The 13886-nt window shown below is 59.3% G+C and carries 13 protein-coding genes; 7 read left to right on the forward strand and 6 right to left on the reverse strand.

The annotated features are described in order from the left end of the window. Nucleotides 1-36 precede the first annotated feature (36 nt). A complete protein-coding gene (locus KOE80_RS15875; RefSeq protein ID WP_226349491.1) occupies nucleotides 37-933 on the reverse strand; it encodes a LysR family transcriptional regulator in 897 nt (298 codons plus the stop codon). Between the two features lie 142 nt (nucleotides 934-1075). On the opposite strand from KOE80_RS15875, the gene KOE80_RS15880 reads away from it, so the two are divergent. The 3 genes from KOE80_RS15880 to KOE80_RS15890 all read left to right on the forward strand — a co-directional run bounded on the left by KOE80_RS15880 (nucleotide 1076) and on the right by KOE80_RS15890 (nucleotide 3634). After that, nucleotides 1076-2644, forward strand: coding sequence for an amidase (locus tag KOE80_RS15880; RefSeq protein WP_226349492.1), 1569 nt, complete (start codon nucleotides 1076-1078; stop codon nucleotides 2642-2644). A gap of 187 nt (nucleotides 2645-2831) precedes the next feature. Then, nucleotides 2832-3080 (forward strand): GlsB/YeaQ/YmgE family stress response membrane protein, encoded by a 249-nt coding sequence (locus KOE80_RS15885; protein ID WP_042484712.1) that lies wholly within the window; start codon nucleotides 2832-2834, stop codon nucleotides 3078-3080. Between the two features lie 110 nt (nucleotides 3081-3190). Beyond that, on the forward strand, nucleotides 3191-3634 hold the full coding sequence (locus KOE80_RS15890) for a DUF488 domain-containing protein (RefSeq protein ID WP_063691025.1): 444 nt from the start codon (nucleotides 3191-3193) through the stop codon (nucleotides 3632-3634). Nucleotides 3635-3645: 11 nt separating this feature from the next. Here KOE80_RS15890 and KOE80_RS15895 read toward each other — a convergent pair whose 3' ends face one another. From KOE80_RS15895 to KOE80_RS15915, 5 genes are read right to left on the reverse strand one after another with little or no spacing between them, the layout of a single operon-like run. Continuing rightward, nucleotides 3646-5094, reverse strand: coding sequence for a DUF3482 domain-containing protein (locus KOE80_RS15895; RefSeq protein ID WP_226349493.1), 1449 nt, complete (start codon nucleotides 5092-5094; stop codon nucleotides 3646-3648). Further along, nucleotides 5091-6500, reverse strand: a complete 1410-nt coding sequence (locus KOE80_RS15900; protein WP_226349494.1) for a DUF2868 domain-containing protein — start codon at nucleotides 6498-6500, stop codon at nucleotides 5091-5093. Before KOE80_RS15900 ends, KOE80_RS15895 begins: the two co-directional genes overlap by 4 nt. 15 nt (nucleotides 6501-6515) lie before the next feature. After that, nucleotides 6516-7013 (reverse strand): TPM domain-containing protein, encoded by a 498-nt coding sequence (locus KOE80_RS15905; protein WP_042484721.1) that lies wholly within the window; start codon nucleotides 7011-7013, stop codon nucleotides 6516-6518. Nucleotides 7014-7030: 17 nt separating this feature from the next. Next, nucleotides 7031-7990 carry a TPM domain-containing protein gene (locus tag KOE80_RS15910; protein WP_080723751.1) on the reverse strand — a complete coding sequence of 320 codons (960 nt, stop codon included), beginning with the start codon at nucleotides 7988-7990 and terminating at the stop codon, nucleotides 7031-7033. Nucleotides 7991-8010: 20 nt separating this feature from the next. Then, nucleotides 8011-8631, reverse strand: coding sequence for a LemA family protein (locus KOE80_RS15915; RefSeq protein WP_042484724.1), 621 nt, complete (start codon nucleotides 8629-8631; stop codon nucleotides 8011-8013). Nucleotides 8632-9056: 425 nt separating this feature from the next. On the opposite strand from KOE80_RS15915, the gene KOE80_RS15920 reads away from it, so the two are divergent. The 4 genes from KOE80_RS15920 to KOE80_RS15935 all read left to right on the forward strand — a co-directional run bounded on the left by KOE80_RS15920 (nucleotide 9057) and on the right by KOE80_RS15935 (nucleotide 13651). Next, entirely contained in the window at nucleotides 9057-10520 is a 1464-nt protein-coding gene (locus KOE80_RS15920; protein WP_009460248.1) for a DEAD/DEAH box helicase, read from the forward strand. 64 nt (nucleotides 10521-10584) lie between these two features. Then, a complete protein-coding gene (locus KOE80_RS15925; RefSeq protein ID WP_042484727.1) occupies nucleotides 10585-11208 on the forward strand; it encodes a LysE family transporter in 624 nt (207 codons plus the stop codon). 97 nt (nucleotides 11209-11305) lie between these two features. Then, entirely contained in the window at nucleotides 11306-12919 is a 1614-nt protein-coding gene (locus KOE80_RS15930; RefSeq protein WP_035268647.1) for a peptide chain release factor 3, read from the forward strand. Nucleotides 12920-13027: 108 nt separating this feature from the next. Further along, complete coding sequence (locus KOE80_RS15935; protein WP_226349495.1) at nucleotides 13028-13651, forward strand: hypothetical protein; 624 nt, start codon at nucleotides 13028-13030, stop codon at nucleotides 13649-13651. The last annotated feature ends 235 nt before the right edge of the window (nucleotides 13652-13886 follow it).

Consider the following 13886-nt stretch of genomic DNA (forward strand, 5'->3'; position numbering starts at 1 on the left):
CTCAAACAAGGCAGTTCAGAAAGCGTAGCGTGCAGCCTAGGCCCTGCACAGGCGACGCGCCAGATCGTAAACAATATCCAGGGCCGGCAATTGCGTGCGGCCCGACAAGCGCACCAGGGCATAGTGCCCGGACAAGGACGAAGAAAACAGGCCAAGCGGCACCAGATCACCGACCTCAATATCGCGCCGTACTGCCGCCAGCACACTCATCAAGACCATATCGCTGTCCAGCACCACGTCGCGCTGAATGCTGAAGCTATCACAACAAAAGCGTACAAAGCTGTCGGGATGACCCTGCGCACCAAACTCGGCAATCAGGCGGTCGGTCAAATCATCACTGATCACGGAGCAGGCCACGGGATACTGGCAGATCGCCGCAAAATCCAGCGACTCCTGCTGCAAGAGCGGGTGTCCCTGGCGAACCAGCATATCGCCTTGCATGGCGGGCAGATACTCAATATCCAGACCACGCACGTCAGTTACCGCGCTGACGTCCAGCACCACCATATCGTAGCGTTCGCGGCGCAGGCCCTGGATCAGTTCCAGCGTGCGGCCAATCACGGCATCCACGCGCAAGCGCGGATATTCGTCCAGCAGCGCCACCATGCACGGATGCAGCAAGACCGCTGCGGGTGTAGAGCTTAACCCTAAGCGCAGGCTGCCTGCGTCTTCGCCCTGAAGCAGGGCCAGCTCGCGCTGCAAGGCGCGGCCTTCCTGCAACACCCGGTGGGCACGCTCCAGCAGAACCCGACCATAAGGCGTCAAAAAAATGCGCTGACTGCTGCGATCGAACAGCGGCACGCCCAGTTCCTGCTCCAGAGCCTGGATGCTCCGGCTCAAGGCGGACTGGCTTAAATGGACGGCTTGCGCGGCCCGATGAAAGGTACCGTGTTCGCAAACGGCCACAAAGTGCCGCAGCTTGCGAAAGTCCATGCTTGTCCCCTTGCTGACGCTTGAACTGGCTTATGCACAGACCGCATCAACTTGATGATTTTTTGGCGTTTGAGCCGCGCATTGTACCTGCATAGAATGGCCTAGCCACTTGGATGGCCTGACAAAAAAACGGGAGACAAACATGACCGATACCTCGGCACCCCTGGACGCGCGCCGCCGCTTTTTGAAAACCACCGGACTGCTATCGCTGGCGGGCATGGCCCCTTCCCTGGGACGCCAGGCCTTCGCAAAAACGGCCCCCGGTCCGGGCACGGCCCAGGACATCATCATGGCTGATGCGCTGACTCTGTCGGGCTGGATTGCCCAACGCCAGGTCTCCTGCCACGAAGTGATGGTGGCCTATCTGGACCATATCGACCGTGTGAACCCCAAGGTCAACGCCATCGTCTCCCTGCAAGAGCGCAGCGGATTGCTGGCCCAGGCAGACAAACGCGATCAGCAACTGAAGGCGGGCCAGTACATGGGCTGGATGCACGGTATGCCTCAAGCCCCCAAAGATCTGGCGGCAACGGTCGATATCGTCACCACTAGCGGCTCACCGATTTTCAAGGACTATCTGCCCAAACAAGACGCCATTGTTGTGGAGCGGGTACGGCAATCTGGCGCCATTCTGATCGGTAAAACCAATACCCCGGAATTTGGCCTGGGATCGCACACCTACAACGCCGTTTTTGGCACTACCGGCAACGCTTACCAGCCCGATCTGTGTGCTGGCGGCAGCAGCGGCGGGGCCGCCGTCGCCCTGGCGACCCGCATGCTGCCCGTGGCTGACGGTAGCGACATGATGGGCTCCCTGCGCAACCCCGGTGCCTTCAACAACGTCTACGGCTTTCGCCCCTCCCAAGGCCGCGTGCCCTATGGCCCGACCTCTGAAGTGTTCTTTCAGCAGATGGGCTACGAAGGCCCCATGGGCCGTACCGTGTCCGACCTGGCCATGCTGCTGTCCACCCAGGCCGGGTTCGATGCCCGCAGCCCGCTTAGCATCAGCCAAGACCCACAACAATTCGCCGGCAGACTGCAACGCGACTTCAAGGGGACCCGCATCGGCTGGCTGGGCGACTACAACGGTTACCTGCCTATGGAAGCCGGCATCATGGACCTGTGCCAAAGCGCCTTGAAGAGCTTTGAGGCCATAGGCTGCACCGTCGAAGCGGCCCAGCCCGACTATTCCATGGAACAGCTGTGGCAAACCTGGCTGACACTGCGCCACTTCACCGTCGCCGGAAGCGCACAGGGCCTGTACGCCAAACCCGAGCTACGCGAAAAGATGAAGCCCGAAGCCATCTGGGAAGTGGCCGGCGGGCTGAACCTGAGCGGCGCCCAGGTCTACCAGGCCTCCATCAATCGCAGCAAATGGTACGAAGCCCTGCGCAAGCTGTTCCAGACCTACGACTATCTGGTATTGCCCACCGCCCAGGTTTTCCCCTTTGCGGGCACCACCCACTGGCCTGGCGAAATCGCCGGACGCAAAATGGACACCTACCACCGCTGGATGGAAATCGTAATTGGCGGCTCCCTGGCAGGCCTGCCCGTCATGAACGTGCCTGCAGGCTTTAATGCGGCCGGGCTGCCCATGGGCTTGCAGATCATGGGTCCTGTCCAGGCCGATATGGCGGTGCTGCAACTGTCCTACGCGTATGAGCAGGCCACGCAGTGGGTGCAAAAACGCACACCCGCCTTGCTGGGCTAGACCGAGCCCAGGAACCGGGATCTATCACACGACATAGAAAAGCGAATTACAAGGCCATCCATTTACAAAACCTGACGTTTTTAACTGTTTCAAAAACGCAAAACGATAGACGCCTAAAAACTCCATACCTAAGATAGGCAGAGCGGTCCGAATCCCAGACCGGCAAACACAGAACAGGAGTAGCACGATGGGTATTATCTCCATGATTATTGTGGGCTTTATCGTCGGTTTGCTGGCACGAGCCATCATGCCTGGCGATCAAAAAATGGGATGGATAATGACCACCATCCTGGGTATTGTGGGTGCCTTTGTCGCAGGCTATCTGGGACAAGCCATGGGTTGGTACGTGCCCGGTGAAGGCGCAGGCTGGATTGGCTCCATCGTGGGTGCCATCATCGTTCTCTTTGTCTACGGCCTGGTCAGCAAAAAAGCGTAAAACGCCGTATAAATACAAAACAGCAGCCTTGCAGCTAATGTGATTGGCAATCCGCAGCATCCCCTCGGCCACACACTACTGGAAGGCTGCCATACCGCAGCCTGCCCGTCATGCCCTACACGATCACCTTAAGTCGTATATACGACGCCATCCATGAGCCTGCCGGCAAAACGGCCCGTGTACTCACAGACCGCCTTTGGCCACGCGGCCTGAGCAAAGATGAACTGGGCGACATCCAGTGGCTGCACGACGCCAGCCCGGCAACCGAGTTGCGCAAAGCTTTTCATAACGGTGACATCTCCCCCGAGCAATTCCAGCACCGCTATCAAGAACAGCTGAAGCACGACCCCGACGCCTTGTTCCCCCTGATGAAGCTGGCTCGCAAAGGCGCACTGCAATTGCTGACCGCCACCCACGACCCGCAAACCTCGTACCTGACGGTGCTCAAACAGGCTGTGATCCAGGCTTTGATCGAAGAGGACCGCCTGCACGACGGCAATGAGCCCAGCTCACCGGTTTGTTATGCGCACTTAATGAAAGAAGAAAAGAAATAAGCCGGGACTGGCTATCCCTGCGGCTGCCCGACAGTATTCTCGCCAGGCGCGTTACGCGCCCCCAGCAAACGTTGCGCCAAACTCTGCACACACGCCTCACGCCGCGAATCCGGCGCATAGTCTGAGCGCAAAGTAGACCAGGTCGGATGAATCCCTGCCTGCGCCAGTTCCTCCGGCAGGCCTTGCGCCCGCCAGACATTCAATTCCCGCTGCAAGGCCTGATCGAAATTCTCCGCATCAATCTCGCCCAGGCGAATCGGCGTCTGTGCGGCATGACCGCGCCGCTCCAAAGCCGCAATCAAGCTTAGCTGCCGCACGGCCAGCAAGCGCAAGACGGCATCATCCACGCTAAGCTCAGTCTCGCCCCGCAACTTGCCCATCAGACGCTGGCCCCACTTGTCCGCGCCTTGCCACAAACCACCTGCCAAGGCGCCCAGAACAGTCCCGGTTCCCAGGCTCAGACCGCCCGTCATCACATCCAGCGTCGCGCCGGCCATGGCACCGGCCGCCACGCCCTTGCCCAACTGCACGCCAAACTCCTTCAAGGCCTGGGGGTCAAACAAGTCCATGCCCCAACGACCACCGTCAAAATGCAACAAATCCGCCACCACATCCTGACGGCCAAAGCTGTAGCGCTTGAGCAAAGCCTGCACACTCTTGGCCTCGCGCGCCAAGACCGGCTCCTTTAATTGCTGCGCGGCCAGTTCCATGGACTCCTTGTCCGAGGGTGTACTGACCCGCCAGGCCGCCACATCCACGAGCAGCTCGGCCAATAGACGTAAGGCGTCACGACGCCGCCATACCGCCTGCTGCGTCAAATCCACTTTCAACTGCTGCAACACTCCGGCCTGCGTCTCCAGCAGCACGGCAAGCTTGTCGTACAACAACGCCTCGCCATCCAAAGCCGGTGCCACGGTATCGAACTCCGCCAAGGCATGCAGCCCCAAGCGTGCCAGAGCACTGCGCCACTCCTGCACCCGCGCCTGTGGGCTACGCACGAAATTGAGCACAGGCAGCAAAGGTCGCCCGCTATAGGCCAGCAAGGTCAGCTCGTCCTTATGCTTGCTCAAGACCGGATCGCGCGCATCCACCACATACAGGCCCGCATCGCAGGATTGCAGCTTGCGCAGCACACGGGCTTCCTGCTCGAACCGGCCCTGTGCCGCCGGGGATTCCAGAAAACGACGTATCCGCTCTGGCCCATCAATACGTTCACCGGGCTGGCTTAGCTGATCCATGAAGTCCAGCAAGGCCATGCTGTCTTCCAGGCCGGGGGTGTCGAACAGCTCCACCAGGGCCTCGCCGTCCACCGTCAGCCGGGCTCCTTCCACATGCCGTGTGGTGCCGGGACTATTGCTGACCTGCCCAAACTCCGTATCCCGCGTCAGGGTACGCAGCAAAGAGGTCTTGCCCGTATTGGTGTGACCCACCACCGCCAAGGTCAAAGCCGCCGCACTCATGATGGCTCCTTCAAAGACAAGTCATCAGGCCATTGATCGTGAATCTGCCCTGGCGCAAAACCTGCCGCCACCAAGCGCTCATGCCAGCTGCGACGGCGTGTCTGGTCCGGGTCGGCCAAGGCTTCGTCCAGCAACAACACATCGGACTGCTGGGCCAATTGTGCCCATTCAACCAGCGTTGCCACCACACCGCGATCCGGCGTCTGGGCGGCATCACACACCATCAGCAAATGACGGGGGCTTGCGGACTGCAAGCGTCCCAGAATATCCAGCCGCTCGGCCCGGGAGTCCACCCGGCCCAGATCCTGCATCTGCGCCTGCATGAAAGCAGGGGGCCAGCTCTGTTCTGGCGGCAACTCCAGCCCCACCACGCACAGCGCATTGGCTACCAAAGGCGTGCTGGGCTGGCTTTGAATACGAGCCACTCTGTCGGGCGACGCCAACTCATCCACACCTGTCGGTTCGCTAACGGGCATCAAACGCGGACGCAGCTCTGCCAAGCCAGGCAGGCTGTCATCCAGACTTAAACGAGCGGTATGTTTACGCCATTGCCACAGGCTCCAGGCCAAAGCCAGCACACGCGGCAGCAAACCGTAGGTCACCACCGCGCCCAATAACCAGCTGGACCACAAGGCCTGAGCCTGGGCGTCCAACACTTGCAGGCCATCGCTGCTGCGTATGGTCAGGGTATCGGGCAGGGCAAAGCCCAATAAGGACGGCAGGGCGCCCAGGCCTTCAACCAGCCAGACAAAGGTATCTGGCGTCAAAAGCGTGGTTTCCCAATTGAAGTGATAGCGGCGTGAAGCCAGCAGTAACAGCAGGGTGCTCAGGGCCGACAAGAAGGCCAGCACCCACAAGCTATGGCTGATCAGACCGGCCAGCCAGGATTGACTGCCCCGGCGCGCCAGCACGGCGGCAAACGCCTGGGGAACCAGACTGGCATCGCCTTTGACGAAGCGGCGACTTAGCCACCACCAGGCATCCCCCGCCCAACTGCCTGTGCCTGCACCTTTGCCCGACCAGGCCAGGCTGAACAGCCAGAAAATAAAGGTCAGGGCGTGCAGACCCAGTAAAGCACCCAAAGCCGTCACTACATTCACGGCTCGACTGCCATCGCCCAGCGCACCAGCGGCGGTCCCGGCACCGGCCAGCAAGGCCAGCACGGCCATGGCGATCAGCAGCAGGCGGGCAATACGCCACCAACGCGTCCAGGCTTGTTCCAGCCCGTCGCGCCGTGCCAACGCCAAGGCCCGGGCCGATACGCGTTGTGCAAATGACCCGCCCGCAGCCCGCGCGCGGCGCGATTCAGACAGATCTTCAACAGGCCCCCACAGGGTTTCGCGCAAACGTATGGCTTCCACCAGAGTTTGCTGCTGCCAGGAGCCGACGGATTCAGACGGTTTCATGGCACTGGCCATCTCTTAAAGCAATACCGGTTCGTCAGGCAAGGCATTTGCCGGCGTTGCGCCTGGCGCCTGGGATGGCGCTCCTTGCTGCAAGACCGCTTCAATCGCACTGACAGCCGCCAGCAGGCCAGACAGGTACTCGCGCGCGGCCAGGTCTTTTTCCAGTTGCTGACAGATCTGTGCCCATTGCGCCGGATCGGCCTTGATGCCCCGATCCGCAATGATATGGATACGGCGCTGGCCCAGGGCCAGGTACAGCAGAACGCCAGAGTTCAAGGGCGTATCCCAGACGCGCAAACGGCCGAAAACCTCCAGCGCACGCTGGGCGCTGTCGGCCTCATGAGCGGGCAAAACCGCTTCAATCGCCACGACCAGCTCGCCACTATGATTTTCTTCACCCTTGCGAATCTGCTCGGCCAGATGGCCCAGCATTTCGGCATTGAAATATCGACGGCGCAGCCATTGCCCGTGTACCGATGCCCAGCCCGAGAGTTCTTTCCAATTCACATTCATATCGCTCTCCTGTGGCCTTACCAACTACCGGAAGCGCCACCGCCTCCGCTACCGCCGCCGCCACCGCCGCTGCCTCCGCCAAAACCGCCGAAGCCACCGCCGCTGCTGCCGCCATTCCCGCCAAACCCGCCGGAGGAATAACCGCCCAGGCCACCAATGACGCCACCACGGCGTGAGGCGCGCCCGGAGCTGGACTTGCCACCTGCCCCGAAGAGTCGACCAATCATGCTCAATCCTGCACCGACAACAGCGGCCAACAGGGCCAAGCCAATGCTGCCCGATACCACCAGCGTGAACACCCCGGCGGCAAAGGCAGCAAACAACGGCGAAGCAAAAAATACAATTGCGCCTACAGCCAGCAAAGGCTCCCAGAACACGCCTTCTTCACCCGATGAGGTGACAGGTGCATTTTTAGGAGGAGGGGGAAGCTCTTCGCCGTTGACCAGACCCACCAGACTATCGGCCGCGGCCTGGATACCGGCGTAGAAATTGCCTTCGATAAAGCGAGGCGTCATCTGTTCGCGGATGATGCGGCCCGCCTGCAAGTCCGTCACCGCGCCTTCCAGGCCATAGCCGGTCTGAATACGCATGCGGCGATCATCCTTGGCCACCAGCAGCAAGATGCCATCGTCCACTTTCTTGCGGCCAATTTCCCACTGATCAAAAACACGCAGGGCGTACTGTTCGATGGTTTCTTCGCCCGTGGTGGGCACCATCAGGATCACGACTTGTGCGCCCTTTTCCTGCTCCACGGCTTTGAGCTGCTGGTTCAGGGCGTCTTTCTGATCCGGGCTAAGCGTACCCGTGGTATCCGTCACCCACCCCGCAATAGCGGGAACAGGTTCAGGTTTGGCCTGCGCTTGTGCCCAGGGCCAGCACAAAAACAGCAGTGCCATCAACAAGCCACAGGCCCACGCCAGCCTGCCAGAACGTGCAGACCCAGGCCCAGCAGTCAGTGCAAGATCGTGCACGTTCATGGTGCCACCTCCAGAATTAATCAAGACCCGGCAGGAGCGGGAGTCGCAGGGATATCAAACTTGACCTCGGGGTCACGCGTGATTTCGCTTTGACGATCCACGCCGTAGTTTTCCTTGACCTTGTAGCCAAACAGTTTGGCGGTAATCAGGGTAGGGAACTGACGGATGAACAGGTTGTATTCCTGCACAGTCTGCACATAACGGCCGCGCTCGGTGGCGATCCGGTTTTCCGTACCTTCCAGCTGCGTCATCAAGTCGCGGAACAGGCCGTCGCTTTTCAGTTGCGGGTAGTTTTCCGACACGGCGATCAGGCGTGACAGCGCCGAGGACAACTGGTTCTGGGCTTCCTGAAAGCGTGCCATCACTTCGGGGTTGTCCAGATCATCCACTTTCATCTGAATGGTGCCGACCTTGGCGCGCGCCTCGGTTACCTGCGTGAGCACGGCGCGTTCGTTAACCATATAGGCATTGACCGAGCTGACCAGCTTGGGCACCAGTTCAGCGCGGCGCTCGTATTGATTCAAGGTTTGCGACCAAGCGGCCTTGACCTGCTCGTCCAGGCGCTGGATCTCGTTATACCCACAACCAGACAGCAAAACCGCCACGCTGCTGATAAAGACCCATCGTATCCATGATGTCATGATTTTTTCCTGCAAAAATAAGCAGATAAACAACAAAAACGGGTTTGGACCCATTCGCTCGGGCACATGCCAAACCGAGCCCGGCGGTGCGTGCACGCCAAGCGTAAACCGCGTACAGCAGCATAACAAGTACGTCTATGGCGGCGCTTAACAATTTCTGTCAAATCCGGCGAGACAATCCGCCTGACCGTTTACGTTTGAAGCAGGTTGTTTTAACGCTACCGCTCAAAATGATACAAGATGGTCAATGAGGATTTTTACTAATTTCACGCTATAATGGCAGATTGCGCAGCGCACCAATCACTGCGCCTCTTGCAGCAGGCGGCGTTCTTGCCCCTGCCGTGGCATTGTCGCCATAACAAAACACCTTAGCCTGGATTGGTAGGGCCCCAAAGAGGGCTTTTGGGCTAGTCACTGGAAAATTCTTGGACTCTCAAATCACTTTTGCCTCTCTTGAGCTGGCAGAACCTCTGTTGCGTGCTGTAACCGACGCAGGCTATACCCACCCCACCCCTATTCAAGCCCAGGCCATCCCCAAGGTCATTGAAGGTGGCGACCTGTTGGCTGCCGCTCAAACCGGCACTGGCAAGACCGCAGGCTTTACCCTGCCTATCTTGCACCGTCTGCTGAACAACCCTCAGCAAAACCGCAAACCAGGCCGCCCACGTGCGCTGATCCTGGCCCCTACCCGTGAACTGGCCGCCCAGGTTGAAGAATCGGTACGTTTGTACAGCCAGCACACCCGTCTGCGCTCGATGGTCATGTTTGGTGGCGTGAACATCAACCCCCAGTTCCATGCGCTGCGCAAGCCACTGGACATTCTGGTAGCCACTCCCGGCCGTTTGCTGGACCACGTGCGTCAACGCACGGTGGACCTGACCGGCGTGGAAATCCTGGTCCTGGACGAAGCCGACCGCATGCTGGACATGGGCTTTATCCGCGACATTCGCAAGATCATCAGCCTGATGCCAGTTGATCGTCAGACTCTGCTGTTCTCGGCGACTTTCTCGGACGAAATCCGTGAACTGGCCCGTGGTTCGCTGAACAACCCTGACGAAGTGGCCGTTGCTGCCCGCAACACCACCAACGAACTGATTACCCAGCAAGTGATTCTGGCTGACCAGGCACACAAGCGTGACCTGCTGAGCCACATCATCCGTGAAAGCGGCTGGAACCAAGTTCTGGTGTTCTGCCGCACCAAGCACGGCGCCAACCGCTTGGCTGAAAAACTGTCCAAGGACGGTATGGCTGCCGAAGCCCTGCACGGCAACAAGAGCCAAGCGGCTCGTACCCGTGCGCTGGCCGGCTTCAAGAACGGCAAGGTTGTGGTGCTGGTTGCTACCGACATTGCCGCTCGCGGTCTGGACATCGATCAACTGCCTTACGTGGTCAACTTCGAACTGCCTAACGTGCCTGAAGACTACGTTCACCGTATTGGCCGTACTGGCCGTGCCGGTAGCGAAGGCGTGGCCCTGTCGCTGGTGGATCGCAGCGAAATGCGTTTGCTCAAGCAGATCGAGCGCATGACCCGCAATCCTATCGAGCGCATCGTGGTGGAAGGCTGGACGCCTCCTTCGCGCGCTGCTCTGGCTGAAGAAGCCAAGGAAGACACCTACGCAGAGCGCCGCTTCAACAGCGCCCCTGGCGCTCGTGCTCCTGGCGCCCGTCGCCCCAACGGTGGTGGCCAAGGTCGCTCCGCTGAAGGCCGTGGTGGCAATGGCGAGAGCCGTCCACGCCGTCCTGGCAACGACAACCGCCCACGTCGCAGCGCCGCTCCTGGCGGTGCAGGTGGTGGCGCAGCCCGTGCTGGCCAAGGTCGCCCCGGTGGCCGTCAGGACAGCCGCGGCCCGAACCGCAGCAACCGCAGTTCTGCCCAAGCCAAAGCCTAAACCCTGAAAAGGGGCTGTGCCTGCCAAAGGCGGGCACAGCGCCCGCCTTTGAACCGAGCACACCATGGCACTGAGCACCTGGCTCGCCTTTTTTGCGGCTTCCTGGGTTATTTCGTTTTCACCTGGCCCAGGTGCAATTTCCTCCATGTCCTCCGGCCTGAAATACGGCTTCAAGCGTGGCTACTGGATGGCAATTGGCCTGAATATCGGGATCATGATCCAGATATTCATCATCAGCCTGGGGCTGGGACAAGTCCTGGCGCGCTCGGAACTGGCGTTCACCACGCTCAAATGGCTGGGTGCAGCCTACCTGATTTATCTGGGCTGGAAGCAATTGCGCACCGACGCCATGCCGGTGCAGGTCACAGGTCAGGAACCCAGCGACTTTCGCATTCGCGATTTATTGATTCGTGGTTGCCTGATCAATATCACCAACCCCAAGGGTCTGGTGTTTCTGCTGGCCATCATGCCCCAGTTTCTGGACTTGAGCCGGCCCATGCCGCTGCAATACCTGCTGATCGCCATGACCCTGTGCTTTACGGATCTGGTGGCCATGGGTTGCTACACGTCGCTGGCCGCTCGCATGTTGCATTTGCTGCGTCAGGCCAGCCATGTACGGCTGCTGAACCGCGTGTTCGGTTCGCTATTTATTCTGGCAGGGACGGTATTGGCCAGCGTGTCGCGTTAGCCTTGTGCACGCATCAGCTTGCCCCCAAGCCCTGCTTTACGGATAATTCGCTCACTGTTTTCCACGCGCCAGACTGGCGCTGCCACAAGGATTTTCAATGTCGTCCGGTGACATACGCTCTGAAGTCAAGAAACGCCGCACCTTTGCCATTATTTCTCACCCTGACGCGGGTAAGACCACACTGACAGAAAAACTGCTGCTGTTCGCGGGTGCGATTCAGATTGCAGGTAGCGTCAAGGCTCGTAAAGCCAGCCGTCACGCCTCCTCGGACTGGATGGAAATTGAAAAGCAACGTGGTATTTCGGTGGCCTCCTCGGTCATGCAGATGGAATACCGCGACTGCGTCATCAACTTGCTGGACACCCCCGGTCACCAGGACTTCTCCGAAGACACCTACCGTGTGCTGACCGCCGTGGACGCCGCCTTGATGGTGATTGACGCGGCCAACGGTGTGGAACCGCAAACCATTCGCCTCTTGCAAGTGTGCCGGGCCCGCAATACGCCCATCATCACTTTCGTGAACAAGCTGGACCGCGAAGTTCAAGAGCCGCTGGATGTACTGTCGGAAATCGAATCGCACCTGGGCATGGAAGTGGTGCCGTTTTCCTGGCCTATCGGGATGGCACGTCGCTTTGGCGGTGTGTTCAATCTGCGCGCCAATCACATGCGTGTGTTCAAGCCCGGTCAGGAACGTCATGGCGAGGATGAAATCATCCCCGGCCTGGACAACCCTGTGATTGCCGAACGCTTTGGCGAGCCCTTTGCAAAGGCTCAGGAAGAAATCGAGCTGCTCAATGCTGCAGCGCCCGAATTCGACCTGGACCTGTTCTTGCAAGGCAAGCAAACTCCTGTGTTCTTTGGTTCGGCCATCAATAACTTCGGTGTGCAGGAAGTGCTGGACGCACTGGTTGACCTGGCGCCTGCTCCTGGCCCACGCGCCGCCTTGCAGCGCGAAGTACAGCCCGATGAGCCCAAGTTCAGTGGTGTGGTGTTCAAGGTGCAAGCCAATATGGACCCCGCCCACCGCGACCGTGTGGCCTTTGTGCGCGTCAGCTCCGGCCATTTCAAGCGCGGGATGAAACTGAAAGTGTCGCGTACCGGCAAGGAAATCCGCCCCAATAACGTGGTGTCCTTCCTGTCGCAACGCCGTGAACTTCTGGACGATGCCTTTGCTGGCGACATTATCGGTGTGCCCAACCACGGCATCCTGCAATTGGGTGATGTGCTGACCGAAGGCGAAAACCTGCAATTTACCGGGCTGCCTTTCTTCGCCCCCGAACTGTTCCAGTCCATTGAGGTCAAAGACCCATTGCGCACCAAGCAATTGCGTACCGGCCTGACCCAGCTGGGTGAAGAGGGCGCCATTCAGGTGTTCCGTCCCCATATGGCAGGCGGCATGATGCTGCTGGGCGCGGTTGGCCAACTGCAGTTTGAAGTGGTGGCCCACCGCCTGAAAACGGAGTACGGTGTGGAAGCGCGCCTGTCGTCCAGCCGCTTCAATATGGCTCGCTGGGTAACAGCCAAAGACCCCAAGGACATGAAGAAGTTTATCGAGACCAACGCGGGCAATATTGCTTACGACGTGGTCGAGGCCATTGCCTTTTTAGCAACCTCGCCTGCGCAGTTGCGCGTGGCTCAGGAGCTGAATCCAGGCATTGAATTCCACGCATTACGTGAACATGGTGGACACGTTTTCGGGGATGCCGTCTAATTCTGTCACAAGAGCAGGGCCGACATTTCGCTACAATGACGGCTCTTTTCTTTTAATTACGCGCATCCGGCCGACCGGATTGCCCCTGATTCAACCGAGACATCGCTTATGCCCTGGCGTTTTATCATTGCTGTCTTGCTGCTGGCCGCAGGTGCTTCAGTGTGGGGCGGCCTGGAACTGGGGAACTGGCTAATCGCGCACGGCCCTGAAAAGTCCATGGCGGTCACCACCCCTGACCCCTCAGACTTGCCTACGCTCGATGCCGATGGCAAACCCTTTACCGCGCAACCGCCGCAGCCTTTACCCAATGGTCGCCTGGGCGTGCCACAAGCACCCACACCGATCGCTTGGGAAATTGACACGTCTACGCTGACGGAAGAAAAGCCACCTATTGCCTTGGCCACCACGTCCATTTCGCTGGAGCAGGCCATTCAAATTGCCATGACCGAGCAGAACCGGGAGTTGCAAGGGATTGCTCGTGTGAACCTGGGCGGCTCCGAGCCTATCCAGCCGGTAGATGTAGGCACGCCCCCACCACCGCCACCACAGGATATTCAAGTGGCCGGCAACAATAACGGCGCCTGGCAGGCACAACTGCAGCAAGAGTTGAATGCCTGTAGCCAAAAAGGCTTTTTCGATCGCCCAAGTTGTTCCTGGGATGCTCGCAACAAGTACTGCGGTCCGAACAATGCCTGGGGCAAGGTGCCTGGCTGCCCAAGCAAGTCCTTCTAAGCTGTCTGTAGTCGCTTCCCAGGCTACGCTGCCTTTGCAATTGAAGGCTTCGTATCCAAAGCAGGAAGCTGCCAAGGACAATAAAAAAGCACCCGTTAGTAACGGGTGCTCAGACTGCTGACAAACCCTCCCATAAAACAGCAGGCTTGTTCATAATACGTTCATGCTTAAGACCCCGACTGCTTATCAACATGAATGGGAAATGGTCACGCTGGACTCCTTGGTTCCGGGCGAC

The organism is Alcaligenes sp. 13f (assembly GCF_020496585.1).
In the GTDB taxonomy this organism is placed as follows: Bacteria; Pseudomonadota; Gammaproteobacteria; order Burkholderiales; family Burkholderiaceae_B; genus Alcaligenes; species Alcaligenes phenolicus.

Bases quoted from the DNA above. Each gene is read 5' to 3' on its own strand.
- KOE80_RS15875 (WP_226349491.1), bottom strand. From the start codon at position 933: ATGGACTTTCGCAAGCTGCGGCACTTTGTGGCCGTTTGCGAACACGGT.
- KOE80_RS15880 (WP_226349492.1), top strand. From the start codon at position 1,076: ATGACCGATACCTCGGCACCCCTGGACGCGCGCCGCCGCTTTTTGAAA.
- KOE80_RS15885 (WP_042484712.1), top strand. From the start codon at position 2,832: ATGGGTATTATCTCCATGATTATTGTGGGCTTTATCGTCGGTTTGCTG.
- KOE80_RS15890 (WP_063691025.1), top strand. From the start codon at position 3,191: ATGCCCTACACGATCACCTTAAGTCGTATATACGACGCCATCCATGAG.
- KOE80_RS15895 (WP_226349493.1), bottom strand. From the start codon at position 5,094: ATGAGTGCGGCGGCTTTGACCTTGGCGGTGGTGGGTCACACCAATACG.
- KOE80_RS15900 (WP_226349494.1), bottom strand. From the start codon at position 6,500: ATGAAACCGTCTGAATCCGTCGGCTCCTGGCAGCAGCAAACTCTGGTG.
- KOE80_RS15905 (WP_042484721.1), bottom strand. From the start codon at position 7,013: ATGAATGTGAATTGGAAAGAACTCTCGGGCTGGGCATCGGTACACGGG.
- KOE80_RS15910 (WP_080723751.1), bottom strand. From the start codon at position 7,990: ATGAACGTGCACGATCTTGCACTGACTGCTGGGCCTGGGTCTGCACGT.
- KOE80_RS15915 (WP_042484724.1), bottom strand. From the start codon at position 8,631: ATGACATCATGGATACGATGGGTCTTTATCAGCAGCGTGGCGGTTTTG.
- KOE80_RS15925 (WP_042484727.1), top strand. From the start codon at position 10,585: ATGGCACTGAGCACCTGGCTCGCCTTTTTTGCGGCTTCCTGGGTTATT.
- KOE80_RS15930 (WP_035268647.1), top strand. From the start codon at position 11,306: ATGTCGTCCGGTGACATACGCTCTGAAGTCAAGAAACGCCGCACCTTT.
- KOE80_RS15935 (WP_226349495.1), top strand. From the start codon at position 13,028: ATGCCCTGGCGTTTTATCATTGCTGTCTTGCTGCTGGCCGCAGGTGCT.